Raw genomic sequence first — 24,663 nt, forward strand, 5'->3', positions numbered from 1 at the left:
GTCAGAACCCCTCTTCCTTTTCGATGGATTCTATTTTTATCCCAAGACTTTCAAAAAGCTTGATGAGTGTTCCTTCATCTACCGCGTCCACTTTGATGAGAACCTCTCTCTTGCCATCTTGTGACCTTGTTGTGATAACGGATAAGATGTTTATGTTACTGAGCGCTAAGGCATCTACAACCTTCCTCAACTCTCCAGGTTTGTCCTCGAGAAGGACAGAAAAACGGATACCAGGAACGTCCATCGCCAGGGCCTCTATGAGCGCTTCGAGAAAATCGTGAAGACTCACAGCACCCTTGAGGCGCATCTCTTCATCAACCACCGGAAGGTAAGGCTCCTGGTGCTCCAGAAACAGGAGAAGAGCGTGGGTGATGTTGTCTTCTTCGTGGACGAAAAAGTCTGGAAGAGAAACTTTATTGAATACAGAAGAATCGAGATCCAGATCCAGCAAATCCTCTTTGTTCACCACTCCTCTGAAATAACCCTCCCGATCTGTGACAATACATTCGTTCGTCTGGTACTGCCTCATCCTGTGCAGACATTCTCTCACTGTAGACGATTCTTCAACCATCGGGAAGTCCTGGGTGACCCATTTTTTGACTTTCATCGTTCCACCTCCTCGAGTAGTTCATTCAGATAGTGTTTGAGACGTTCCAGAACGAACTCTTTTGAAACACGTTCTTTTATCTCTCCCTTCACGAATATAACAGCTCCATCCCTGAGACCGGCCACTCCCAGATCGGCATCTTTTCCTTCTCCAATACCGTTCACAACACATCCCATAACAGCTATTTTCAATCTCTTTTGAACGTGAAAGAAATTCTCTTCGATCATCTTCGCCATGTTTTCGACATCTATTTCTGCTCTGCCACAAGTGGGGCAGGCTATCACCTCCACACCTTCCCTGAGACCGAGGGCTATGAGGATTTTCTTTCCGACGATAACCTCCCTCACTGGATCTCCAGATATGGATACCCTTATGGTGTCACCTATGTTTTTCAGAAGGAGATGACCTATAGCAATGGAGGATTTAACAACGGCCGTTTCCGAAACTCCCGCCTCGGTCACCCCAAGATGGATGGGATATTCGATCTTTTCAGCAATGTACTCGTTCGCCTTTATCGTTTCGAGTATATCTGAGCTCTTCACCGAGACGACGATATCATAGAACCCTTCCTTCTCGAGTAGTCTGACTTCCTCGAGAGCGGATTCTGCCAGATCTTTCCACCTTTCTGAGGTTCTTCTCTTTATGGATCCCACGTTCGCTCCAACACGAATGGGAATGCCTTTTCCTTTCGCAGCCGCGACGACATCCTTCAGCCGATCCCTACTCATATTACCTGGATTGATCCTTATTTTGTCTGCTCCATTATCAATCGAAAGAATAGCAAGCCTGTAATCGAACTGAATATCCGCAACAAGGGGAATCTCTATCTGTTCCTTTATTCGTCTGATTGCTTTCGCATCTTCTTCATCTTGAACGGCCACCCGAATGATCTCACAACCAGCCCTTTCAAGGCGTTTTATTTGGGAGATGGTTCTTTCCACGTCGGCCGTCTTCGTCGTGGTCATAGACTGAACACTCACGGGGGCGCCTCCTCCGATCACCACGTTCCCGACTTTCACACTCTTTCTCATATTCCCATCATCCTTCCTATGTCGAGGAACGTGATGTAAAGGAAGAGTATCATGAGAAAGATGAACCCAAGAAAATGAATGATGTTTTCGACCTGGGGATTGAGTCTTTTTCGAGTGATCATTTCCACAAGCGAGAAGATAATGCGACCACCATCGAGCGCCGGAAGTGGCAGAAGATTCAAAACACCCAGACTGATTGTTATCACGGCCACAACTGTGAGGACTGCCTCCAGACCCGTTTTGGATGCCGCGCTGATCACGCCCGCCAGTCCCACCACTCCCACTATCTGTCCTGTCTGAACATTCCTGAAGAAGTTCTTCAGAGAAGAGGCAGTCGTCAGTAACACATAGTTGCACGCCTTCACAGAAAGATTCACCGCTTCCAGAGGATTCTTCGGTTTATAACGGGGAACACCCATCTCCAAGAGATCGGGCGTTTCGAGGATGTTCTTCAAAAATGAGGCCTCCACGTTTTTCTCTATCGTGCTGTCACCCCTTTTTATCACTACTCTGACGCTGCCTGAAAGTCCTCTCCACCATTCGAGATCATTTCCCTGCAAACTCACCATCATGGCGTCTTTTCCCAGTGTCAGCCTCTGATAAAGCACCACCAGATCCTGCCATCCTTCTATCTCCTGATCTTCCACCCGGACTATACGATCTCCCTTTTTAAAGACGAAAAGCCCTTCTTTAAAATAAATGTCCTTTTTGAACACAGGAGCGAGCCCGGAGAAGGATATTCCGATCATATATCGGGCCGGAATTTCGTTGAACTGCTTCAGAATTCCCTTTACCGTTCCTCCTTCGAACTCAAGAACCACGTATTCGTTCACAAATTCTTTGAGAACAGATGTGTCTCTGTTTCCGTTAACTGAGACGAGTTTTCCCGAAGGAGTTCCTTCTGCACTTTCGAGAACGAACTCGTACGTTTCGGGATACATTCTGGGGATTAACCTGAGAGATTTCTTCTCACCATTCCTGATGATAACCAGTTCAACAGGCAGTCCTTTCTGAATCTCGTTCGAGATGATCGACGTGTCGAAAGCGATCTTTCCGTTTATGGAATAGACGACATCTCCTCGCCTCAGTTCAGCTTCTTCTGCGGGACTTCCCGGCACAACTTCATCTATCCCGGGAAGCGCGATTCCCCAGTTAAGAGTGATAGGGAGAAAGAGGAGATAACCCGCGAGTATTGAAAAGAGAGGACCCGCAAGGGTGATCAGAAATCTCTGCCAAGCGGGTTTCGCGTAGAAACTCTTTTCTTTCTCTTCCTCGTCTGCTATCTCTTCTCCTTCTTCGCCGAGCATTCTCACGTATCCACCTATGGGAAAGACGTTTAGTCTGAAGGTAGTTTCCCTTCCCTTCACAGAAAAAATCTTTGGTCCAAATCCAATCGCGAACTCCAGAACCTTCACTTTAAAGAGCCTCGCAAAAAGATAGTGGCCGAGTTCGTGGACCATTATGACACCCGTCAATATCAATATGAAGTAGACGATAACCATTCTGTCACCCTCTCCGCTTTTTTTATCGCTTCGAAATGAATTCGCTCCACATCATCCAGCGTTCGCGGTTGTGGATATCCTTGAAACTCTTCGAGAGTTTTCTCTATCACTCTGTGGATACCACCGAACCTTATTCTCCCTTTCAGAAAGGCTTCGACCGCTACTTCGTCCGCCGCGTTGAAAGCTGTTCTCAGAGCGTAAGAATCCTTTATCTCTTTCAGAAGAAAGAACGCAGGGTATTTTTCGGGATCGGGATCTTCAAAAGAAAGGCTGATGGTCCTCAGAAAAAACGGTTCAAGAGCGACGCGTCTCGGATAGAAAAGAGCATAACTTATCGGTATTCTCATATCCGGTGGTGATACCACCATTTTGACGTTTCCATCGGGCAAAACCACCGCTCCGTGAACCAGCCCCTCTCTGTGTATCTTCACTTCTATCTTCTCGAAGGGCAGCTCGAAGAGCTCCATGGCTTCCAGAACTTCGAACGCCTTGTTCACCATTGTTGCAGAATCTACCGTTATACGGGCTCCCATATTCCACACGGGATGCCTGAGCACGTCTTCAGGTCTTGCTCTATCGATCTTGGAAATCTCCCAGTCTCTCAAAGCACCTCCAGAAGCTGTCAAAACCACCTTTTCCACTTCTGGTTCTATCACCTGAAAGATGGCACTGTGTTCACTATCGACCGGAATGAGTTCAGTTCTTTTCTCTTTGAGTTTTTTCTTCACCAGAAATCCGCCGCACACGAGAGATTCTTTGTTTGCAAGGCACACCCTTTTCGAGTGCTCCAGAGACGAAAGCACCGCCCTCAATCCACTGAATCCCGAAACTGCTACCATTGTGATGTCAGGCTTCAGCGCTTCCAGCATCTCTTCTATGGAATGAGGACCTTTCCAGACGTTGATCGAACTGTCTTCGAACTCCACATCACCCGTGACCGCCACGTTTTTCACGTTGAATTCCTTCACGATCTTGAAGGCCAGCTCCAGATTGCTGTGAAACGAGATGCCTATCAATCGAATTCCCTTCACTTTTTTCAAAACATCGAGTGTCTGAGTTCCTATGGATCCAGTGGCACCCAGTATCACGAGGGTTCTTTCTTCCATCTGAAGTAGATCAAACCTCCCTTCTTCACTTCTATCGTGACCCTATCGCTCACAGCTTCGTTGCTCACACCGTAGGGTTTTGTGATGGGCATAACGGCATCCTCAAGGGTGTATTTGAAGCCTTTGAGAGTCACACCTTCTGCGTCGCCACCGAGCGGTAGTATGGACCACTTTTCCCCAGGAACAGCGGAAAGAGTTTTTGCTCCTTCCACGTAACCAACCGTAAGAGAAGATGATTCAAGGGTTGTGTTTTTGAAGCGTTTTAACAGGTAGAAAAGAGCGAGCACCATGTCGAGGCGTTCTCCCTTCCATCCGAAGACAACCTTTTCTTCCTCTTCAAACTCTCGAAGTGCAAGTTCAAGGTCTATTTCGTCCTTCTCTCTTGGAAATATCTTCAGCGTTACCCCGTGTTGTTTCAACCACTCCATGGTTTCCTCTTTCGCCGAATCGGCATCACCTATGAAAAGATCTGGTACAATGTTTCTTGTTCTCAGGTAGTTCGCTCCTCCGTCCACCGCCACGATCCTTTCACAACGGGAAACATCCACGAACTCTTCGTAGGAACCGTTTGCAAAAATACACACCATGGATTTCTACTCCTCCTTCTCGTTCAAGGCCCTGATATAATTCTATCAGGAGGCGGTGTTTTCGATGAGAGTACCGGGAAACATTTCTGTTCAGACGGAGAATGGAAAGGTAGTGAAAATTATCTTGGGATCGAACGAAACAGAAGGTCCGGAGGAGATTCTCCGCGAAATAGAAGAATACCTTTCAGGTCAAAGAAAAAGCTTTTCATTCCAGGTAGAGATCAGAGGCACACCCTTTCAGAAAAGAGTCTGGGAAGAAGTTCGAAAAATCCCGTACGGTGAGACGAAAACTTACAGCGAGATAGCGAAAAAACTCGGAACGTCCCCCAGGGCAGTGGGTCAGGCTCTTTCGAAAAACCCTCTTCCTCTCTACATACCGTGCCACAGGGTGGTTTCTAAGAAAGGACTCGGTGGTTTCAGCGCAGGCTTGGAATGGAAGAAATACCTGATCGATCTGGAGAGATTCAGAAAATGAAGAAATTCCTTTTATCCTTCTTCATAGCTTCACTTTTGACTTTTTTCTTACTGTGGGGTCTTTATTTCTTCTTCACAAAAGACCTTCCTCCTCCCGAGGAAAAACTTGTACCAACCATCAGATTGTTCTACAGTGACGGAACTCCACTGCTTGTCTCCAGGAATATCTGGATAGACCTCTCCGACATTCCAGAGAAATTCGTTGAGATACTCCTCACCTCCGAGGACGAGGAATTCTACAAACATCCAGGATTCGACCTCATGGGATTTCTGAGGGCGTTGATCATTGATATAAAGACACTGAGTTTCTCACAGGGCGGAAGCACCATCACACAGCAACTCGCCAGGACGCTTTATCTTTCGATGGACAAATCCATCGTCAGGAAATTGAAGGAAATCTTCATATCCTTCTGGCTTGAACGCATAAGAACCAAAGATGAAATCCTCGAGATGTACATAAACTCCGTCTATATGGGGAACGGAATATACGGATTCCAAACGGCCTCTAAATTATACTTCGGAAAGGACCTCTCTGATCTTTCGGTACCGGAGATGTGTGTTCTTGTGGCTCTGATCAAATCCCCCGAGAACTTCAATCCTTTAAAAGATCCCGAGACCTCCCGAAAGAGGGCGAAGATCGTCCTGGACAGATTACTGACGGAGAAAAGAATCAGCACTCAGGAATACGAGAATTACTCTGCGGAACTTTCAAAACTCGAGTTTCACACACAGCAGATGAACGTGGACGAGGAACTCTTCTGGAGGGTCGTGAGAGAAGCCCAGGACCTTGGATTTTCGCTGAACGAACTCAGGTACGGCTACAGGGTTTATCTCACACTGGATAAAGAACTTCAGAAAAAGGTGTACAACACGGTCGAAGATGATAAGACAGCTTTTGTTGGTGTGAAGGTGAAAACAGGAGAGATAGTGGCTTATCGAGGAGTCGGCCTTCAATACGGAACCGGATGGAGACAGATAGGATCAGCCATAAAGCCCCTGTATTATTACTATGCCGTTCTCAAGGGAAGAAACCCTTCCGATCTTCTTTTAGATCTTCCCCTGAAGATCGGAGAGTGGGAACCAGAAAACTTCGATAAAACTTTCAAAGGAACAGTCAGTTTGAAGGAAGCGCTCGTCGACTCGAGGAACATTCCTTCTGTGTTACTTTACTCTTATTTGCAACCAGAGAGTGTGAGGAGTTTTATAACGGAAGTATTGAAGCTGAGAGCCAGGTATCCAGACGACCTCACCGCTTCCCTCGGTACCGTGGAAACCGCCCCGGAAGAAGTTGTGAAGGTTTATTCAGCCATCTTCAACGGAGGAGTGGTTCTGGAACCGTACATCATCGACAGAATAGAAGACAGAAACGGAAAGATCGTCTACAGAGGATACCCAAAAGTCCTGTCCGTCGTTCCGTCTTTCGTGAGATCCCCTCAGGAAGCGAGTGAAATATTGAAGGGTATTTTAAAGGAAGTGGTTGAGAGAGGCACCGGTGTTCGGGCAAAGATTCCGGGAAAAGAAATCGCGGGAAAAACAGGAACGGCAGAAAAGAACGCCTGGTTCATTGGAGGAGATGATGATTACATCTTCGCGGTGGTGAAGGACGGGGAAAACCTTCTTGGTGGAAGAGATTGCGCTCCAGTGTGGAAAGAAATAGCGAGCAGCTGGGAGAAGTTCGAGGGAGATCTTCGATACAAAAGGCTGGACAAACCGGGAATTTCTCTTATTGACGATAGAACAATAGAATATCTGGACTACGCGAGACTGGTTGAACTGGTCAATGGGTCAAAACTTCCTGTAAGCGTTCTGGTCAAAATTCTACAGCTCATGGGCTACAATCATCAGATTGAGTTCCTCTCAAAATTGAACAGCGTGGATCCGATACTGTCCCTTGAAATCTGGAAAAAGTTTTTGATGGAAGGGGGTTAAACGATGGTTCTGTTCGAAAAACCAGGAAAGGTGAACACAAGAAAAACCCTCGAAATAGCAATTCAAAAAGCTTCTGAGCTTTCTTCAAAAAAGCTATTGATCGCTTCCGCTACGGGTTACAGTGCCAGAATGGCCCTCGAGATGATTCCGGAAGACATGAAACTCGTTGTGGTGACGCACCACGCGGGCTTTGAAGAACCTGACACCCAGGAATTCGACGAAGAATTGAGAAAACTGCTGAAAGAAAAGGGTCACGATGTTCTCACAGCAACGCATGCCCTCTCCGCGGGTGAAAGGTCTCTGAGAAGAAAATTTGGTGGAATCTATCCTCTTGAGATAATAGCGAACACGCTGAGAATGTTCAGTGAAGGTGTGAAGGTGGGTGTGGAGATAACGATCATGGCTGCTGACGCAGGACTTGTTAAAACGTCTGAACTGGTTGTTGCCTGCGGTGGAACAGAGAGCGGTCTCGACTCGGCAATCGTTGTCAAGCCAGCGAACTCTCCAAATCTTTTCGATCTAAAGATCACGGAAATTCTCTGTAAACCTCTGATTTCTTGAGTTTCTGAGCGAAGTTTTTTATCTCCTGGATCTCTTCGTAACTCATACCGTGCTTCCACCAGAAGGGAAGAACCGTGTTGTTCAAAAGAACGGGATCGATATCCGGGTCCAACTTCCCTTCTTCGATGAGTTTCTGCCAGTCTTTTGTTCCCGGAATGGGAGTGTATTCGTTTATGGAAATACCTATTCCTTCACTTAAACACACCTTGACGGCGTTCAGCACATCCTCTTTCGTCTGCCCCGGCATGTTCACCATGATGTACGCTGAAACTTCTTTTTCGGTGAAACCAGCTTTCCTCAAGATCCTGGCTGCGCGAACGAGGTCTTCGTCGTAGACCTTACCGCCCGTTTCCCTCTGAAGTCTTCCAGAAGTTTCATAGCCCAGTTTTATCGTCCTGAAGTTCGCTTCTTTCAAAAGGAAGGCCGTTTCTTCATCAAGAAGACGTGCATGTATCCCATTCGGGAGATGAAACCGTACAGGCCACCTCTTCTCTACGATCAGTTTGAGAAGATCTTTGAACCTTCCCGAGGCCAGAATAGCATCATCGAAAAAGACCACATCTTCAACTTTGAAAATGTTCAGGTACTTCTCTATGGTTTCAACCACTCTCTCCGGTGTTCTTACTCTCAAACCGTTCCAGAGTCGGTGAACAGCGCAGTAAGAACACCTGAAAGGACATCCAAGTGTGGTGATGAACACGAGATAACCAACTCTGTTGTAGAGTTCGTACATGGGATCGAAGACTTCGAACCAGTCAGCGGGGATTTCCTTCGATGGAAATCCCAGAGACTCTAAGAAGCTGGGAAGAAACACGAGATCGCCCTTTTCATAGACTATCGCTCCGCTCTTCTTCGCGTGTTCCGGAAAGAGCCGCGGGTAGACACCTCCCAGAAAGATCGGTACGTCGTAGCGACTCTTCAGAAAGCGAATCGTTTCACACACTCCGGGATACCAGTAACTCAACGTGGACGTGACCATTATGAGATCAACGTTTCCGATTTCTCTCAATTTCCACTCCAGAAACTCTGGAGGTGCTCCGTACCTCTTATATCTTCTTGGAACAGATTTCAACATCTCTGGTTTCTCTATAACCTGACTTGGAAACTTTCCTGTGCCGTATCTTTTGTCTTTTGGCACTCTCGCAAATCTCGGAAGATCGGGATCGTGTCTGTTGAGAAGATCCACGAGATGGACCTCGTAACCCATCCACTCCATTGCGCGAGCAACGTAAAGAAGGCCGATGGGCTTCAACCAGAAATCGTACGCCGCAAAATCGTGAATCCACGGATTAACGAGAAGTACCTTCAATCTCCGAAGCAGAAATGGTACACCCCCTTGATCGTGAGGTCCTCATCGAAGATCTCGTGTTTTATCATATCTTTCACGATCTTCGACTGACCTCCCGTGAGAACCACCGGTAAATCACCGTAAACTTCCTTCATTCGTCCTATTATCCCCTCAAGAGCGTAGACACTTCCGTTCACTACACCCAACCTGATGTTTTCTTCCGTATCCTTTCCTACAACAAAATCCGCTGGTTTTACCTCAACGAGCGGAAGTTTTGCCGTCCCCCGAAAGAGCGAATGAACCATCATGAAGAGTCCAGGTAAAATGGCTCCTCCTTCGTAAGATCCGTTCACAACAAGATCCACGGTGGTTGCCGTTCCCATGTCGATGATGATTCCGTTTTTACCGTATTCCTTGACAAAAGCGACAACATTGGCCACCCTATCAGCCCCCACTTCCGAGGGATTCTTCACGTTCCATTTCACACATCCGTCTTTCGCCTTCACCCATATCGGTGATATGTGGAAATACTTTTGAGAAAAACGCTCTATGACTGTGTTCTGAGTGGGAACGACGGAGGCCACTCCTATACCCTTTATCTCACGCATGGTATCACCCAGAAGCGGATGAAGATGTGAAAAGAGTTCGTCTTCCGTCTGAAACACACCGGTGGACAGCCTCCACCTTCTGAAAGTTTTACCATCTTCGGTGATAGAGAAGACAGAATGCGTGTTGCCCACATCCACTAGGAGGTACAAAAGTATCACCTCCGCATTTGAGATGGTGTAAAATATTTCTTACACACCTCTGAAACATTTGACACGAAGATGTAGTAAGGTAATACTAAATCCAAAAGATGACATCAGAAAATTTTATCACGGGAGGTGGAGAGGATGGACTGGAAAAAATACGGTTACAACACAAGGGCTCTTCACGCAGGTTATGAACCACCCGAGCAGACCACAGGATCGAGAGCGGTCCCTATATATCAAACGACCTCTTACGTTTTCAGAAATTCTGATCACGCAGCGAGACTCTTTGCCCTTGAAGAGCCTGGGTTCATCTACACAAGGATTGGAAATCCTACCGTTTCGGTCCTTGAAGAAAGAATAGCCGCTCTGGAAGAAGGGGTGGGAGCCTTAGCAGTTGCCAGTGGACAAGCCGCTATAACTTATGCCATTTTGAACATTGCAGGTCCAGGAGATGAGATCGTCAGCGGGAGCGCGCTGTACGGGGGAACGTACAATCTGTTCAAGCACACTCTCTATAAAAAATCTGGTATCATCGTGAAGTTTGTGGATGAGACGGATCCAAAGAACATAGAAGAGGCCATCACCGAGAAAACAAAGGCGGTGTACCTTGAAACTATCGGGAATCCCGGTCTCACAGTGCCGGACTTTGAAGCGATAGCGGAGATCGCTCACAGACACGGTGTTCCTTTGATAGTGGACAATACGGTAGCTCCGTACATATTCAGGCCCTTCGAACACGGTGCCGACATCGTTGTTTATTCGGCCACGAAATTCATCGGAGGACACGGAACATCGATAGGCGGTCTCATCGTAGACAGCGGAAAATTCGACTGGACGAACGGAAAGTTTCCAGAACTCGTGGAACCAGATCCCAGCTACCACGGTGTGAGTTATGTGGAGACGTTCAAAGAAGCAGCCTACATAGCAAAATGTAGAACCCAGCTTTTGAGGGACCTGGGAAGCTGTATGAGCCCGTTCAACGCGTTTCTGTTCATCCTCGGACTTGAAACCCTCAGCTTGAGGATGAAGAAACACTGTGAAAACGCACTGAAGATCGTTGAATTTCTGAAATCGCATCCCGCCGTGAGCTGGGTCAACTATCCGATAGCTGAAGGCAATAAAACCAGAGAAAACGCACTGAAATACCTCAAAGAAGGATACGGTGCGATTGTAACGTTCGGTGTGAAAGGCGGAAAAGAGGCGGGAAAGAAGTTCATAGACAGTCTCACACTCATTTCCCACCTCGCCAACATTGGTGATGCAAGAACTCTGGCTATTCATCCCGCTTCGACAACCCATCAGCAGCTCACGGAAGAAGAGCAGTTGAAAACGGGTGTTACTCCGGATATGATAAGATTGTCTGTTGGAATAGAAGATGTGGAAGATATCATAGCCGATCTGGATCAGGCTCTCAGAAAATCTCAGGAGGGATGAAAAGTTGCCAATAAACGTTCCAAGCGGTCTTCCTGCTGTGAAAGTCTTGGCAAAAGAGGGCATTTTCGTTATGACGGAAAAGAGGGCGATCCACCAGGACATCCGCCCTCTTGAAATTCTCATTCTGAACCTGATGCCAGACAAAATAAAAACGGAGATTCAACTTCTCAGACTCCTTGGAAACACTCCTCTTCAGGTGAATGTGACCTTACTCTACACCGAAACTCACAAACCGAAACACACTCCCATTGAACACATTCTAAAGTTCTACACAACTTTTTCCGCTGTTAAAGATAGAAAATTCGATGGATTCATCATCACGGGCGCTCCCGTGGAACTCCTTCCGTTCGAAGAAGTGGATTACTGGGAAGAACTCACAGAAATCATGGAATGGAGCCGCCACAACGTGTACTCAACCATGTTCATCTGCTGGGCGGCTCAGGCGGGACTGTACTATTTCTACGGAATACCGAAGTACGAACTTCCACAGAAGCTCTCAGGCGTTTACAAGCACAGAGTCGCAAAAGATTCGGTCCTCTTCAGGGGACACGACGACTTCTTCTGGGCGCCGCACTCGCGGTACACCGAAGTGAAGAAGGAAGACATAGACAAAGTACCAGAGCTCGAGATCCTCGCAGAGTCGGACGAAGCTGGTGTTTACGTGGTTGCAAACAAAAGCGAAAGACAGATATTCGTCACAGGACATCCCGAGTACGACAGATACACACTGCGAGACGAATATTATCGAGATATAGGTCGAAATCTGAAGGTGCCGATTCCTGCTAATTACTTTCCAAACGACGATCCCACAAAAACTCCCATTCTCACCTGGTGGAGTCACGCTCACCTCTTCTTTAGCAACTGGTTGAATTACTGTATCTACCAGAAAACACCTTACAGACTGGAAGACATCCACTGAAGAACCCCTTTCGGGGTTCTTCTTTTTCCATGTTAGAATAATAGTTGTGATTCTGAACACAGAAGGAGTGGGAAAATTGTCGATTTTATCAGCCCTGGCAAATTTCTTCGCCCAAACAGCGTTCCCACATCTCACATTTGGAAACATAGCCATGTTCGCAGTGGCCATTGCCCTGCTCTACGTAGCCATAGTGAAACACTCGGAACCGCTTCTTTTGATTCCCATAGCCTTCGGAATCATTCTTGCGAACATACCCGTTGAAACTACAGGAATACTGAACGAAGGTGGTTTTCTCTTCTATATAAAGAAGGGCCTTGACCTGGGAATCTATCCTCCTCTCATCTTCCTCGGAATAGGCGCCCTCACAGATTTTTCCTTCATGCTCTCGTACCCGATCACCATCTTTCTCGGTGCGGCTGCACAGATGGGAATATTTTTCACCTTTTTTGTGGCAAAGGTTCTAGGATTTTCTCTGAAACAGGCGGCTTCCATCGCCATCATAGGTGGTGCAGATGGGCCAACCGCCATTTACATAACGAACACACTATCCCCAGAATTGATCGCCCCCATAGCCATATCTGCTTATTCCTACATCGCTCTCATTCCCATCCTCCAACCCGTCGTTTCCAGAATTTTAGTAAGCAAAGAAGAACGAAAAATCAAAATGAAACCACCAAGAAAGGTGAGCAGATTCGAGAGACTTTCATTTCCGATAGTGATAACAATAGCAACCGCTCTTCTGATTCCAAAGTCGCTCCCTCTGGTTGGATCTCTCATGTTTGGAAACCTCCTCAGAGAAGCGGGGATTGTGAAAAGACTCGTTGAAGCCGCCAGCAGGTACATACTCGACACGGTGACGATCCTTCTCATGCTTTCAGTTGGGGCTTCTGCAAGAGCCGATGTTTTCTTGACCCCCCAGAGTCTGATGATATTCTTTCTCGGAGCAGTCGCTTTCATTGTGTCAATGAGTTCTGGGATTCTGTTTGCGAAATTCATGAACCTGTTTTTGAAGGACAAAATAAACCCGCTCATAGGAGCGGCTGGCGTTTCTGCCGTACCAGATTCTGCCAGAGTTGCACAGAAACTCGCTCAGGAAGAAGATCCAAGGAATCACATACTCATGCACGCAATGGGACCCAACGTGGCGGGAGTCATAGGCTCAGCCACTGTGGCAGGAGTGTTTCTGATGTTCCTCAGCTGAGAGGGAAGAATATGGGTTACAAGATCGTGGTGAATTACGACTGGTGTAAAGCGTGTAAACTGTGCGCGTGGATCTGTCCGACTGGAGCTATAACGAGTGATGAAACAGGAAAGCCCGTGACGAACGAGGGCAAATGTATCGGATGCTTAAAATGTGAGAAAATATGTCCGGATATGGCCATAGAAATTGTGAGTGATGAGAATGCCTGAGATGATGTTTCTTCAGGGGAACGAAGCGTGTGCTCTGGGTGCGATAAAAGCGGGATGCAGGTTTTTCGCAGGCTATCCAATCACTCCCTCCACAGAGATAGCAGAAGTGATGGCGAGAGAACTGCCAAAAGTGGGTGGTGTTTTTGTTCAAATGGAAGACGAAATAGCCAGCGCGGCAGCTGTTGTTGGAGCGTCCCTCGCCGGAGTGAAATCGATGACCGCCACAAGTGGACCCGGATTCAGCCTCATGCAGGAGGTTATAGGCTACGCGATCATGACGGAAACACCGTGTGTTTTTGCCAACGTTATGAGACTTGGTCCATCCACTGGACTTCCAACGAAACCCGCACAGGGAGACATCATGCAGACAAGATGGGGAACGCATGGAGACCACGCCATAATCGCTCTCTATCCATCATCTGTCGCGGAAGTTTATCGTTATATAATCACTGCGTTCAACTTAGCGGAAGAGTACAGGACTCCTGTTGTGTTTCTCATGGACGCAATGCTCGGTCACATGAGGGAAAGTTTCTATCCACCGAAAGATGAGGAACTGTTCATCATAGAGAGACTGAAAGACACTTCTTTTGGAGAAGAAGATCTTTTCGTACCATTTTCTGAAAGTGAGTACGCAGAACCCACACCATTCCCCATGGCTGAGATGGGAAAAACGAGGTTTCATGTCTCCGGTCTCGTCCATGACGAATCGGGTTTCCCTCTAACTTCTCCTGATGTGGCAGAAAAATTGATAAGAAGGCTTACGAACAAAATCAGACTCCATGCGGATGAAATAGCTTTCTACGAGGAGTACGAGACGGAAGACGCAGAAATTCTGGTGGTGGCCTATGGAATAGTCGCAAGAAGCGCTATGAAAGCAGTGAAGATCGCAAGACGCGACAGAATCAAGGTGGGATTGTTCAAGCCCATCACAATCTGGCCGGCTCCCGTATCACGTTTCAGAAAATTGGCAGAAAAAGTGAACACCATAGTGATAGCCGAGATGAATCTGGGGCAGTACGCGAAAGAACTCATCAGTTCTATAGACAGAAGATCAAAAGTCATAAGAACCATAAATAAGGTGAATGGAGAACTCATAAAACCTGAAGAGATTCTGGATGTTATAACCGAAACTCAAATAGAGATTTAACATAAAGGAGTAGAATTGAATCTTGGTGGATCAAAAAACCAAGGAGGTGGAAACTGTGTACGTGGAAATCGTGGATGTAAGAGCAAGAGAGGTCCTGGATTCGAGAGGAAATCCCACCGTTGAAGCGGAAGTCGTGCTTGAAGACGGAACAATGGGAAGAGCCATCGTGCCCTCTGGTGCCTCCACTGGAAAATTCGAAGCCCTGGAAATCAGAGACAAAGACAAGAAGAGATACCTCGGGAAGGGTGTTCTGAAGGCCGTAGAGAACGTGAACGAAACCATAGCTCCCGCGCTGATTGGAATGAACGCATTCGACCAGCCACTCGTTGACAAGACACTGATAGAACTGGATGGCACAGAGAACAAATCTAAACTGGGTGCCAACGCTATACTCGCCGTTTCTATGGCAGTTGCCAGAGCGGCGGCGAATTACCTCGGATTGCCCCTCTACAAATACCTTGGAGGAGTCAACGCAAAGGTTCTGCCAGTACCTTTGATGAACGTGATCAACGGTGGACAGCACGCAGACAACAATCTTGACCTTCAGGAATTCATGATCGTTCCCGCCGGATTTGACAGCTTCAGAGAAGCTTTGAGGGCAGGAGCGGAAATATTCCACACGTTGAAAAAGATACTCCACGAAGCCGGTCACGTGACAGCAGTAGGAGACGAGGGTGGATTCGCACCCAATCTGTCTTCCAACGAAGAAGCCATAAAGGTTCTGATTGAAGCCATAGAGAAAGCAGGCTACAAACCCGGAGAAGAAGTTTTCATAGCTCTCGACTGTGCGGCATCTTCCTTCTACGATGAGGAAAAGGGAGTTTACTACGTCGATGGTGAAGAAAAATCCAGCGAAGTTCTCATGGGATACTACGAAGAACTGGTGGCGAAGTACCCCATCATATCCATCGAAGATCCGTTCGCGGAGGAAGACTGGGATGCATTTGTGGAATTCACAAAGAGAGTAGGAAACAAGGTTCAGATCGTTGGAGATGACCTTTACGTGACCAACGTGAAAAGACTCTCCAAAGGAATAGAACTCAAAGCGACCAACTCCATACTCATCAAACTCAATCAGATAGGCACCGTCACGGAAACTCTCGACGCGGTGGAGATGGCACAGAAGAACAACATGACAGCCATCATTTCCCACAGATCCGGAGAGAGTGAAGACACGTTCATCGCAGACCTTGCCGTGGCAACGAACGCTGGTTTCATCAAGACAGGTTCCCTCTCCAGAAGCGAAAGAACAGCCAAGTACAACCAGCTTTTGAGAATCGAGGAAGAACTCGGAAAAGTGGCAGAATTCAGAGGTTTGAAATCTTTCTACTCTATAAAGAGATAACACCGAAGGCCCACCTTGGTGGGCCTTCATTTTGTTGAGGTGGTTTCAGATTGGAAAGGCACGAAGAAATAAAAAAAGGAGCATGGATTGGGATATTTGGAAACGCCGTGCTTGCTGTCTTGAAGATTTTGGTGGGACTTCTCACGGGAAGCTATGCGATACTCGCAGACGGAATAGACACGTCCACCGACATATTCACATCTTTTGTCATACTCCTCTCATCCAGAATTTCAGGAAAACCACCCGACGAGACGCATCCATACGGCCATGAAAGGGCAGAAACGATCGCCTCAAAGATAATCTCCTTCGTTATGTTTTACGCAGGAGCCTCTCTTCTTGTTGAATCAGTCAAAAGGCTCGTGAAACAAGAGTTTTCCCTAGAACTCACTCTAACTGCCTTTATTGTTGTTGGAATTTCCGTTGCAGGCAAAACTTTTCTTTTTTTATACAAACTGTCTCTTGGAAAACGCTTGAACAGTCCGGCTACAATTAGTGACGCTCTGAACATGAGAAACGACATAATGATCTCGGCAACCGTTCTGGCCGGCATGGTTGCGATGAAAACCTTCGGATGGTGGTGGCTGGACAGTCTGCTCGCGATTTTCGTTTCCATTATGATCCTGAGAACCTCATTTTCCGTATTCTACGAAGCGGCTTACGAACTCATGGATGGCATGAAAAGAACCGAGTTAGATATGTACGATGATATCTTTGCCGTTCTCGAGCGTTTTCCAAACGTGCATAATCCCCACAGGGTGAGAATAAGGAAGGTGGGAACAAGGCACTTCATAGAAATGGATATCGAAGTAGATGGAAAGATGTCTGTGAAAGATGCGCACGAATTGACCGTGAAAATAAGGAAAGAAATGTTGAAAAGAAGAGACGATATAGAAGACGTAACCATACACGTTGAGCCACTTGGGAACGTGGAAGAAGAAGGATTTGGCCTGAAGAAAGGAGAGAAAAAATGAGATTGATGGACAGTCTCGAAATACTCTACTACAAAAAAGGAAAAGAACTCGGCGTTCTCGAGAAGAAAATGAAAGAGATTTTCAACGAAACGGGTGTGAGCCTCGAGCCGGTGAATTCTGAACTGATTGGAAGAATTTTTCTCAAGATCAGCGTCCTGGAAGAAGGAGAAGAAGTACCAAGTTTCGCCATAAAAGCTCTCACACCGAAAGAAAACGCTGTCGATCTCCCGCTCGGAGACTGGACAGACTTGAAAAACGTCTTTGTTGAGGAAATCGACTACCTCGATTCTTATGGTGATATGAAAATACTATCGGAGAAAAACTGGTACACAATTTACGTTCCATTTTCTTCAGTGAAGGAGAAAAACAGGAACGAGTTAGTGGAAGAGTTCATGAAGTACTTTTTTGAATCGAAAGGATGGAATCCTGGAGAGTACACGTTTTCTGTCCAGGAAATAGACAATCTGTTCTGAGGTGAGAGGATGAACGTTCTGGCACTCGACACTTCCCAGAGAATAAGAATTGGGTTGAGAAAAGGAGAAGATCTTTTTGAAATTTCCTACACAGGTGAGAAAAAACACGCAGAGATTCTTCCTGTTGTTGTGAAGAAGCTGCTGGACGAACTAGATTTCAAAGTGAAAGATCTCGATGTTGTGGGAGTGGGAATTGGCCCTGGAGGATTGACAGGGCTCAGGGTGGGAATCGCCACTGTGATAGGACTTGTGTCTCCATACGATATACCTGTGGCTCCTCTGAACTCCTTCGAAATGGCTGCAAAGAGCTGTCCAGCTGACGGTGTTGTACTCGTGGCCAGAAGAGCGAGGAAAGGTTACCACTATTGTGCGGTTTATCTGAAGGTCAAAGGACTCAATCCGCTGAAAGAGCCGAGTGTGGTCTCTGACGAAGAACTGGAAGAGATCACAAAAGAGTTTTCTCCAAAAGTAGTCCTGAAGGACGACCTTCTCATCTCACCCGCTGTGCTGGTTGAAGAGAGCGAGAGGCTTTTCAAAGAGAAAAAGACCATACACTACTACGAAATCGAACCTTTGTATCTTCAGAAATCCATAGCGGAATTGAACTGGGAAAAAAAGAAAAGGGGCTAACGCCCCTTACTGAACCTTCTCGAGTTCTCTGGCAACTTCGAGGATCAGTTTTTCACCGTTGTAATCCACTCTCACCGTCTGACCTTCCTGCACCTCACCTGCTATGATCATTCTTGCGAGTGGTGTTTCGATTTCCCTTTCTATCAGCCGCCTCAGCGGTCTTGCACCGAACGTTGGATCGTATCCTTTTTCTGCGAGGTATTCTTTCGCCGCTTCAGTGATCGTGAGTTTTATATTCTTGTCCTTCAACCGCGTTTCGAGTCTTCTGATCATTATTTCCACGATCTGTTTCATGTGTTCTTTTGTGAGCGGTTTGAAGACAACGACATGGTCTATCCTGTTTATGAACTCGGGTCTGAAGTAGTGTTTCAGCTCTTCTCTGACTCTTTCTTCAATCTCATCAAAGCTCTTTCCTTCTTTAACGTAGTTCAGTATCAGATCACTTGCTATGTTACTTGTCATGATGATGATCGTGTTCTTGAAATCAACAACGTTTCCTTTGCTGTCTGTGAGTCTTCCATCGTCCATTATCTGAAGCAGTATGTTGAACACATCCGGATGCGCTTTTTCAATCTCATCGAGCAGTATGACACTGTACGGTCTTCTTCTTACGGCTTCGGTCAGTTGACCACCTTCCTCGTAACCAACGTATCCCGGAGGTGCTCCTATCAGCTTGGAGACAGCGTGCTTTTCCATGTATTCGGTCATGTCGATTCGTATGAGTGCGTTTTCGCTTCCAAAGAGCACTTCAGCGAGTGTCTTTGCGAGCTCAGTCTTACCAACACCCGTTGGTCCAAGAAAGAGGAAGGTACCAACTGGCCTGTTAGGATCTTTTATTCCAGCCCTTGCCTTCCTGATGGCATCGGCCACTACCTTAACCGCTTCCTCCTGGTCCACGAGCCTCTGGTGGATTATCTCTTCGAGCTTCAGAAGCTTTTCCTTTTCAGATTCAACGATTCTGGAAACTGGAACACCAGACCAGGATTCAACCACTTCTGCTATTTTTTCCGCTGTGACAACCGGTTTCCCACTCTTCAAAGCTTCATACTCATTTTTGAGCTTGAAGAGTTCTTTCTTGAGATCAGCCGCTTCTTTGTACTGAGATCTTATAGTGAGCTCATCGATTTTCGTTTCAAGCTCTTTTATTTTTTCCTCGAGCTCGCGAAGCTTCGTTTCATCCTTTTCCTGTTTTGTAGCACTGAGTCTCACTCTCGCTGCCGCCTCATCCAGCAGGTCAATCGCCTTGTCTGGCAAGAATCTGTCCGTTATGTATCTCGCTGAGAGCTTGGCAGCTGCCTCTATCGCTTCGTCCTCTATCTTCACTTTGTGGTGCTCCTCGTAGACTTTCTTCAACCCCTTCAAAATCTCTATGGTCTCTTCCACACTCGGTTCTCTCACCATCACCGGCTGGAATCTTCTCGCGAGCGCTTTATCTTTTTCTATGTGTTTTCTGTACTCATCCAGCGTGGTTGCACCTATGACGCGTATTTCACCGCGAGCAAGGGCCGGTTTCAACATGTTGGCAGCGTCCATCGCTCCTTCGGCTGCGCCAGCACCAACCAGAGTGTGTATCTCGTCGATGAAGAGAATCGTTTTTTCTTTCTGTTTCATCACTTCATCGAGGAATGATTTCAACCTTTCTTCGAATTCTCCCCTGTATTTGGTCCCCGCTATCATCCTTCCGAGATCTACCATCAGTATGCGCACATCCTTTAGAGGATCAGGAACTTTTCCTTCAACGATTCTCTGTGCGAGACCTTCCACAATGGCGGTTTTTCCAACACCCGGATCACCGATGAGAATTGGGTTGTTCTTGGTTTTTCTCATGAGAATCTCTATCACGCGCTCGATTTCCTTGTCTCTTCCTATGATGGGACCCACTTTTCCTTCTTTTGCCAATTTTGTGAGATCGGTTGCAAAAGCCGTGAGTGGTGACTGCTCAACTGCGTATTCTTCTTCGTGCTCCTTAACCGTCTGAAGCACTTTTTCGTAGTCAACGCCGTACTTCTTCAGGACACGGGCAGCGTGCGTGGAACCATCTCTCAGCAGTCCCAGAAGGAAGTGAAGAGGACCTATATCCTTCTGCTTGAAAAGCCTGGCTTCCTTTCTCGCTAGCTCCAGGATGTAAGAAAGTTCTTTCGATACATAGACCTGATCGGAGAATCCGTAGTATATCCCGTACTGGGAATCGATGTAGTCCTCCAGCTCAGTAATCACTTCCTCCACGTTTACATTGAGATCTTTCAGTACCTTCGTGGCCTCGTTTTCATCGTAAAGAATCTGAAGAAGAATGTGTTCTGGTCTGAGCAGGTTCTGATTTCTTTCTTTGATATCCTCCACGCTCCTCTCGAAAATATCCTTCATCTTGTCGTTCAGGTTTCTCATAATTCTCACCTCCGGTTCATTATATTAGCACTTAAATCTTACGTTTGATAAAACAAAATGTAAATGTTTCTTGAAACAACAGAATGTCTCCTTTTCCCACTCAATTAGTACACACTTGTATATAAAAAATGAATCAACCAAAAATCCCTTCAATTCGGCATTTTAAGAGGCCTGTCGTTTGTTTACCGTTTTTTTGATTTTTACGGAAGAATACGTTATAATGTTTCCACACGAGGATTAGAAGGCGTGATAGAATGCGGAAATATTCGCAGCGACATATTCCTGTAATGGTTAGAGAAGTTATTGAGTTTCTGAAACCGGAGGATGAGAAAATCATCCTCGATTGCACGGTAGGTGAAGGAGGACACTCTAGAGCGATTTTGGAACACTGTCCGGGATGCAGAATCATAGGAATAGACGTTGATTCAGAAGTTTTGCGGATCGCAGAAGAGAAATTGAAAGAATTTTCAGATCGTGCGAGTTTGTTCAAAATCTCCTACAGAGAAGCAGATTTTCTTCTTAAAACTTTAGGAGTAGAAAAAGTAGATGGGATATTAATGGATCTTGGGGTTTCTACTTATCAGCTCAAAGGAGAGAATCGGGGATTCACGTTCGAGAGAGAAGAACCACTGGATATGCGTATGGATCTGGAAAGCGAAGTAACGGCTCAAAAAGTATTGAATGAGTTACCGGAAGAGGAGTTAGCGAGGATAATTTTTGAGTACGGTGAAGAGAAGAAATTCGCAAGGAGAATCGCTCGGAAAATCGTTGAAAATCGTCCGCTCAACACTACTCTTGACCTCGTTAAAGCCGTGAGAGAAGCGCTTCCATCTTACGAAATCAGACGTCGCAAGAGGCATTTTGCAACAAAGACGTTCCAGGCTATAAGAATCTATGTCAACAGAGAACTTGAAAATCTGAAGGAATTTCTGAGAAAAGCGGAGGATCTTCTGAACCCGGGTGGTAGAATAGTGGTCATCTCCTTTCATTCTCTGGAGGATAGGATCGTCAAAGAAACGTTCAGAAATTCCAAAAAGTTACGAATATTGACGGAAAAACCGGTTCGTCCTTCAGAAGAAGAGATAAGAGAGAATCCAAGAGCCAGGAGCGGACGTTTGCGTGCAGCGGAGCGGATAGAGAAAGGAGGAGATTGATCTGCCAGCGAAGGTAAACCAGAGGACGAGAGTACTCGTTCTTTCGCATCAACTTATTTTCACCATTGTGCTCGTTGCTGTGTTATTGTTCGTGGGGGTAACCGCCTTAAGAGTGGGAGTTCTGGCCTTCTACCTCACGCAAAACAATAAAAAACTCGAAATCGAGATCAAAGAACTGGAGAGAACTTATCAGGCACTCGAAGAAGAGTTCTACCACATCTCATCCTATTTCGATCTCCTGAATCCCTCGGAGTGAGAGTGATAGATGGAAAAAAGGTTGTGGCTGTTGCTCGCAATCTTTGCGTTATTTTTGATGGTCTCCTTAGTGAATTTGTTCTTCTTTCCTTTAACAGAAAGAACAAACTGGTTCATTTCTATCCCTCCCCAGAGAGGAAGTATTTTGGACATCAAGGGAAGGAAATTAGTTTACGATTTGCCGAAATACGCCGCTTATCTCGATGTCGACTTTTTTAAAAGACAAAATGGGGATATAAAAGCACTCGAGAAGACCCTGCAAAACTGCGGTATCACAGAGTCATTGGAAGAAGTGATGAAGTACAAGTTTTTCAAACTCACAGAGGAAGAAGATAGAGTTGACGTGTTGAAGAAGATAGAATCAGAGTTGCTGCCCTTTGTCAACATAGAACTGGTATACACCAGAAAAAAAATTCAGGATTACACAGCAGGAGTTCTGCTTGGAACGGTGATAGATGGAACGGGAAAGGGAGGAATAGAGGGTTTTTTTGACGATCAGTTACGAGGGAAAAGAAATGGTTTTTTAGAACTTCGCTACAGAGGAGCCCGCCTCTCTCCTACCCTTGTGAATTACTCCCCACCTGAAAACGGAAAAGATGTATGGCTGTCACTGGATCTTGACCTTCAAAGGCGCGTCTACGACATCATCTCGAAAGCCGTGGAAGGACACTCTGCGGAAGCGGGTCATGTGATTGTGATGGAATCAAAAACCGGCAGGATACTCTCAATGGTGACCACTAGAAACTGGAACGATTTGATCGGCGGATACATAGAGCCAGGTTCGACGATAAAACCCCTGGTGTACGCGATCGCTCTCGAGACACATTCTGCTTCTCCAGATTTCACCGTTGAGTGCGAAGGTTCAATAAAACCAGTAGAGCAACTCCCTGTGATCATAAGAGATATAGAAAAGCACGGTCTGGTGGATTTCTCCATGGGAATCGTAAAATCGTGCAATGTGATGAGTGTTAAGGTAGGAGAGCTTATCACAGAGAAAATCGGTGTTGAAGGATTCTATGAGTGGCTTCAGAAGGTAGGTTTTGGGGAAAAAACCGGTATCGAAATGGAAGGGGAAATCGCTGGTGTTCTGAGAGAAGCGAAAAAATGGTCCCTCATAGATCCGGCTGAGATCTCGATTGGCCAGGGTATCGGTGTCACTCCTGTACAACTGATTGCGTCTCTCAACATCTTTGCGAACGATGGATACTGGGTGAAACCTACCATTTTGAAAGACTCTCCAGTGGAAAAAAGGAAGGTCTTTTCAAAAGAAACAGCGGACATGATAAGACAGGCGATGGTCCGGGTCGTGGAAGAAGGAACAGGGAAATTCGCTCAGGTGAAGGGAATGACGATTGCTGGTAAAACGGGAACCGCGCAGAAGGCGGTCGGTGGAGAATACAGGAATCTCTATCACTCACTTTTTGTGGGTTTTTTCCCCGCTGAAGATCCGAAGTACACGATACTGGTTCATCTGGACAGTCCTTCAGAGGCTTTCTACGGAGGAGAGGTCGCCGCTCCAGTGTTCAGAGAGATCGTAGAGGTTCTCACGGAGAAAGAAGACGGAAGAATAAGGGTTGTAGAAGGTTTGATGCCGGATCTAACAGGACTTCCAATTAGAGACGCTTTGCTCGTTCTGGAATCCCTCGGAGTGAAGGACGTGGAGATAAAAGGAAAAGGGTGGAAGGTGTCTGAACAAACACCCCCACCCAATCATCCTCTTGAAGGACCTGTGATTCTGTTTTTGAGCGATCAGAAGTAATGTTTTGCGGCGTGTTCAACAGCAATGGCCCCGTCTGCAACAGCTGTGACTATCTGTCTCAAATTCTTCTTTCTCACATCACCGACCGCGTAGATCCCTTTCACGGAAGTTTCCATGTTTTCATCCGTTATGATGTAACCGTAGGGATCCAGTTCCACCAGACCTTCAAGCAGTTTCGAGTTTGGATCGAGTCCTATGAAGATGAACACTCCATCTGCTTTCAGCACTTTCGTTTCTCCCGTTTTCACGTTCTCTATAACAACTTCTTCAACCTTGTCTTTTCCTCTGATCTCCTTTACGGTGGAGTTATAGATGACCTCTATCTTTGGATTGTTCAGAACCCTTTCCTGAAGAACTTTCGCAGCCGTGAGCGTTTCAAGAAGCTGGATCATGGTGATCTTGTTCACTATGTTGGCAAGGAAAATCGATTCGTCGCACGCGCTGTCTCCTCCGCCCACTACGATTATGTCCTTTCCCGCGAAGAGATATCCGTCGCAGGTTGCGCAGTACGACACGCCTTTTCCAAAGAACTCCCTCTCACCTGGCACATTCAGTTTTTTCGGATTCGCACCGGTTGCAACGATCACTACGGGAGCCTCTATTCTTTTACCATCATCGAGTTCAACTACTTTTTTGTCTCCCAGGACTTCCAGCTTAACGACTTCGGCGTTGTATATGTCTGCACCGAATTTTTCAGCGTGTTCTTTGAATTTCGAAGCGAGTTCTTCTCCGGAGATGGCCGGGAAACCCGGGTAATTCTCAACCAGATGAGTAAGGTTCACGTATCCTCCTTCGATCGCCTTTTCAACGACCAGAACAGAAAGTCCTGCTCTCCTGGCGTAGATAGCAGATGTGAGACCCGCAGGTCCTCCACCCACGACAACTATGTCGTATTTGTCCTTTATCTCCTTCTTTTTTATGGATCCAGTATCAAAGAAAACCAT

Annotated in this window: 24 protein-coding genes; 15 read left to right on the plus strand and 9 right to left on the minus strand. The window is 46.5% G+C overall.

What is annotated here, in order from left to right; genetic code table 11:
* Position 1: 1 nt before the first annotated feature.
* Genes TRQ2_RS00175 through TRQ2_RS00195 form a run of 5 tightly spaced genes read right to left on the minus strand, consistent with a single transcriptional unit; the run spans position 2 to position 4,833 of the window.
* Positions 2 to 607 carry a CBS domain-containing protein gene (locus TRQ2_RS00175; protein ID WP_012310276.1) on the minus strand — a complete coding sequence of 202 codons (606 nt, stop codon included), beginning with the start codon at positions 605 to 607 and terminating at the stop codon, positions 2 to 4.
* Positions 604 to 1,638 (minus strand): flavodoxin-dependent (E)-4-hydroxy-3-methylbut-2-enyl-diphosphate synthase, encoded by a 1,035-nt coding sequence (gene ispG / locus TRQ2_RS00180; protein ID WP_011942742.1) that lies wholly within the window; start codon positions 1,636 to 1,638, stop codon positions 604 to 606. The genes TRQ2_RS00175 and ispG overlap by 4 nt, the downstream gene beginning before the upstream one ends.
* Positions 1,635 to 3,140, minus strand: coding sequence for an RIP metalloprotease (locus TRQ2_RS00185; RefSeq protein ID WP_011942743.1), 1,506 nt, complete (start codon positions 3,138 to 3,140; stop codon positions 1,635 to 1,637). The genes ispG and TRQ2_RS00185 overlap by 4 nt, the downstream gene beginning before the upstream one ends.
* The gene (gene dxr / locus TRQ2_RS00190) at positions 3,116 to 4,246 is read right to left on the minus strand and encodes a 1-deoxy-D-xylulose-5-phosphate reductoisomerase (RefSeq protein ID WP_011942744.1); all 1,131 of its coding nucleotides are present in this window, start codon (positions 4,244 to 4,246) and stop codon (positions 3,116 to 3,118) included. The genes TRQ2_RS00185 and dxr overlap by 25 nt, the downstream gene beginning before the upstream one ends.
* Positions 4,225 to 4,833: a thiamine diphosphokinase gene (locus TRQ2_RS00195; RefSeq protein ID WP_011942745.1), complete on the minus strand. Its 609-nt coding sequence runs from the start codon at positions 4,831 to 4,833 to the stop codon at positions 4,225 to 4,227. Before TRQ2_RS00195 ends, dxr begins: the two co-directional genes overlap by 22 nt.
* Positions 4,834 to 4,897: 64 nt before the next feature.
* On the opposite strand from TRQ2_RS00195, the gene TRQ2_RS00200 reads away from it, so the two are divergent.
* From TRQ2_RS00200 to TRQ2_RS00210, 3 genes are read left to right on the plus strand one after another with little or no spacing between them, the layout of a single operon-like run.
* Entirely contained in the window at positions 4,898 to 5,308 is a 411-nt protein-coding gene (locus TRQ2_RS00200) for a methylated-DNA--[protein]-cysteine S-methyltransferase (protein WP_011942746.1), read from the plus strand.
* A complete protein-coding gene (locus TRQ2_RS00205; RefSeq protein ID WP_012310278.1) occupies positions 5,305 to 7,236 on the plus strand; it encodes a transglycosylase domain-containing protein in 1,932 nt (643 codons plus the stop codon). Before TRQ2_RS00200 ends, TRQ2_RS00205 begins: the two co-directional genes overlap by 4 nt.
* Before the next feature lie 3 nt (positions 7,237 to 7,239).
* Positions 7,240 to 7,797, plus strand: coding sequence for a pyruvate kinase alpha/beta domain-containing protein (locus tag TRQ2_RS00210; protein WP_012310279.1), 558 nt, complete (start codon positions 7,240 to 7,242; stop codon positions 7,795 to 7,797).
* On the opposite strand, the gene TRQ2_RS00215 is transcribed toward TRQ2_RS00210, so the two are convergent.
* Positions 7,763 to 9,106 carry a radical SAM protein gene (locus TRQ2_RS00215; RefSeq protein WP_012310280.1) on the minus strand — a complete coding sequence of 448 codons (1,344 nt, stop codon included), beginning with the start codon at positions 9,104 to 9,106 and terminating at the stop codon, positions 7,763 to 7,765. The two genes, TRQ2_RS00210 and TRQ2_RS00215, sit on opposite strands and share 35 nt — an antisense overlap.
* A complete protein-coding gene (locus tag TRQ2_RS00220) occupies positions 9,103 to 9,843 on the minus strand; it encodes a type III pantothenate kinase (RefSeq protein ID WP_012310281.1) in 741 nt (246 codons plus the stop codon). The genes TRQ2_RS00215 and TRQ2_RS00220 overlap by 4 nt, the downstream gene beginning before the upstream one ends.
* Before the next feature lie 135 nt (positions 9,844 to 9,978).
* On the opposite strand from TRQ2_RS00220, the gene TRQ2_RS00225 reads away from it, so the two are divergent.
* From TRQ2_RS00225 to tsaB, 9 genes are all read left to right on the plus strand, one after another.
* A complete protein-coding gene (locus tag TRQ2_RS00225; RefSeq protein ID WP_012310282.1) occupies positions 9,979 to 11,271 on the plus strand; it encodes an O-acetyl-L-homoserine sulfhydrylase in 1,293 nt (430 codons plus the stop codon).
* Between the two features lie 4 nt (positions 11,272 to 11,275).
* On the plus strand, positions 11,276 to 12,190 hold the full coding sequence (metA, locus tag TRQ2_RS00230; RefSeq protein ID WP_004080711.1) for a homoserine O-succinyltransferase: 915 nt from the start codon (positions 11,276 to 11,278) through the stop codon (positions 12,188 to 12,190).
* Positions 12,191 to 12,266: 76 nt separating this feature from the next.
* On the plus strand, positions 12,267 to 13,391 hold the full coding sequence (locus TRQ2_RS00235; protein WP_012310283.1) for a sodium ion-translocating decarboxylase subunit beta: 1,125 nt from the start codon (positions 12,267 to 12,269) through the stop codon (positions 13,389 to 13,391).
* Positions 13,392 to 13,402: 11 nt separating this feature from the next.
* Complete coding sequence (locus TRQ2_RS00240; protein WP_012310284.1) at positions 13,403 to 13,600, plus strand: ATP-binding protein; 198 nt, start codon at positions 13,403 to 13,405, stop codon at positions 13,598 to 13,600.
* The gene (locus tag TRQ2_RS00245) at positions 13,593 to 14,747 is read left to right on the plus strand and encodes a 2-oxoacid:acceptor oxidoreductase subunit alpha (protein ID WP_012310285.1); all 1,155 of its coding nucleotides are present in this window, start codon (positions 13,593 to 13,595) and stop codon (positions 14,745 to 14,747) included. The genes TRQ2_RS00240 and TRQ2_RS00245 overlap by 8 nt, the downstream gene beginning before the upstream one ends.
* A gap of 55 nt (positions 14,748 to 14,802) precedes the next feature.
* Positions 14,803 to 16,092, plus strand: a complete 1,290-nt coding sequence (eno, locus tag TRQ2_RS00250; RefSeq protein WP_008193093.1) for a phosphopyruvate hydratase — start codon at positions 14,803 to 14,805, stop codon at positions 16,090 to 16,092.
* Between the two features lie 50 nt (positions 16,093 to 16,142).
* The gene (locus tag TRQ2_RS00255; protein WP_012310286.1) at positions 16,143 to 17,063 is read left to right on the plus strand and encodes a cation diffusion facilitator family transporter; all 921 of its coding nucleotides are present in this window, start codon (positions 16,143 to 16,145) and stop codon (positions 17,061 to 17,063) included.
* On the plus strand, positions 17,060 to 17,536 hold the full coding sequence (locus TRQ2_RS00260; RefSeq protein WP_012310287.1) for a DUF3855 domain-containing protein: 477 nt from the start codon (positions 17,060 to 17,062) through the stop codon (positions 17,534 to 17,536). The genes TRQ2_RS00255 and TRQ2_RS00260 overlap by 4 nt, the downstream gene beginning before the upstream one ends.
* A 9-nt stretch (positions 17,537 to 17,545) precedes the next feature.
* On the plus strand, positions 17,546 to 18,166 hold the full coding sequence (tsaB, locus tag TRQ2_RS00265; protein WP_012310288.1) for a tRNA (adenosine(37)-N6)-threonylcarbamoyltransferase complex dimerization subunit type 1 TsaB: 621 nt from the start codon (positions 17,546 to 17,548) through the stop codon (positions 18,164 to 18,166).
* Between the two features lie 6 nt (positions 18,167 to 18,172).
* Here the strand turns inward: tsaB and TRQ2_RS00270 are convergent, their stop codons facing one another.
* A complete protein-coding gene (locus tag TRQ2_RS00270) occupies positions 18,173 to 20,551 on the minus strand; it encodes an ATP-dependent Clp protease ATP-binding subunit (protein ID WP_012310289.1) in 2,379 nt (792 codons plus the stop codon).
* A 254-nt stretch (positions 20,552 to 20,805) separates the two neighbouring features.
* On the opposite strand from TRQ2_RS00270, the gene rsmH reads away from it, so the two are divergent.
* The 3 genes from rsmH (at position 20,806) to TRQ2_RS00285 (ending at position 23,719) form a co-directional block, all read left to right on the plus strand.
* Positions 20,806 to 21,705 carry a 16S rRNA (cytosine(1402)-N(4))-methyltransferase RsmH gene (rsmH, locus tag TRQ2_RS00275; protein WP_012310290.1) on the plus strand — a complete coding sequence of 300 codons (900 nt, stop codon included), beginning with the start codon at positions 20,806 to 20,808 and terminating at the stop codon, positions 21,703 to 21,705.
* 112 nt (positions 21,706 to 21,817) lie between these two features.
* Complete coding sequence (locus TRQ2_RS00280; protein ID WP_128080871.1) at positions 21,818 to 21,961, plus strand: hypothetical protein; 144 nt, start codon at positions 21,818 to 21,820, stop codon at positions 21,959 to 21,961.
* A 57-nt stretch (positions 21,962 to 22,018) separates the two neighbouring features.
* Entirely contained in the window at positions 22,019 to 23,719 is a 1,701-nt protein-coding gene (locus tag TRQ2_RS00285) for a penicillin-binding protein (protein WP_255327265.1), read from the plus strand.
* Here TRQ2_RS00285 and trxB read toward each other — a convergent pair.
* Positions 23,710 to 24,663: a thioredoxin-disulfide reductase gene (gene trxB, locus TRQ2_RS00290; RefSeq protein WP_012310293.1), complete on the minus strand. Its 954-nt coding sequence runs from the start codon at positions 24,661 to 24,663 to the stop codon at positions 23,710 to 23,712. The two genes, TRQ2_RS00285 and trxB, sit on opposite strands and share 10 nt — an antisense overlap.

The sequence above is a fragment of the Thermotoga sp. RQ2 genome (assembly GCF_000019625.1).
In the GTDB taxonomy this organism is placed as follows: domain Bacteria; phylum Thermotogota; class Thermotogae; order Thermotogales; family Thermotogaceae; genus Thermotoga; species Thermotoga maritima.

Bases quoted from the DNA above. Each gene is read 5' to 3' on its own strand.
- tsaB (WP_012310288.1), top strand. From the start codon at position 17,546: ATGAACGTTCTGGCACTCGACACTTCCCAGAGAATAAGAATTGGGTTG.
- ispG (WP_011942742.1), bottom strand. From the start codon at position 1,638: ATGAGAAAGAGTGTGAAAGTCGGGAACGTGGTGATCGGAGGAGGCGCC.
- TRQ2_RS00245 (WP_012310285.1), top strand. From the start codon at position 13,593: ATGCCTGAGATGATGTTTCTTCAGGGGAACGAAGCGTGTGCTCTGGGT.
- trxB (WP_012310293.1), bottom strand. From the start codon at position 24,663: ATGGTTTTCTTTGATACTGGATCCATAAAAAAGAAGGAGATAAAGGAC.
- TRQ2_RS00185 (WP_011942743.1), bottom strand. From the start codon at position 3,140: ATGGTTATCGTCTACTTCATATTGATATTGACGGGTGTCATAATGGTC.
- dxr (WP_011942744.1), bottom strand. From the start codon at position 4,246: ATGGAAGAAAGAACCCTCGTGATACTGGGTGCCACTGGATCCATAGGA.
- rsmH (WP_012310290.1), top strand. From the start codon at position 20,806: ATGCGGAAATATTCGCAGCGACATATTCCTGTAATGGTTAGAGAAGTT.
- TRQ2_RS00175 (WP_012310276.1), bottom strand. From the start codon at position 607: ATGAAAGTCAAAAAATGGGTCACCCAGGACTTCCCGATGGTTGAAGAA.
- TRQ2_RS00285 (WP_255327265.1), top strand. From the start codon at position 22,019: ATGGTCTCCTTAGTGAATTTGTTCTTCTTTCCTTTAACAGAAAGAACA.
- TRQ2_RS00195 (WP_011942745.1), bottom strand. From the start codon at position 4,833: ATGGTGTGTATTTTTGCAAACGGTTCCTACGAAGAGTTCGTGGATGTT.
- TRQ2_RS00225 (WP_012310282.1), top strand. From the start codon at position 9,979: ATGGACTGGAAAAAATACGGTTACAACACAAGGGCTCTTCACGCAGGT.
- TRQ2_RS00240 (WP_012310284.1), top strand. From the start codon at position 13,403: ATGGGTTACAAGATCGTGGTGAATTACGACTGGTGTAAAGCGTGTAAA.
- TRQ2_RS00210 (WP_012310279.1), top strand. From the start codon at position 7,240: ATGGTTCTGTTCGAAAAACCAGGAAAGGTGAACACAAGAAAAACCCTC.
- TRQ2_RS00270 (WP_012310289.1), bottom strand. From the start codon at position 20,551: ATGAGAAACCTGAACGACAAGATGAAGGATATTTTCGAGAGGAGCGTG.
- TRQ2_RS00260 (WP_012310287.1), top strand. From the start codon at position 17,060: ATGAGATTGATGGACAGTCTCGAAATACTCTACTACAAAAAAGGAAAA.
- TRQ2_RS00205 (WP_012310278.1), top strand. From the start codon at position 5,305: ATGAAGAAATTCCTTTTATCCTTCTTCATAGCTTCACTTTTGACTTTT.
- TRQ2_RS00200 (WP_011942746.1), top strand. From the start codon at position 4,898: ATGAGAGTACCGGGAAACATTTCTGTTCAGACGGAGAATGGAAAGGTA.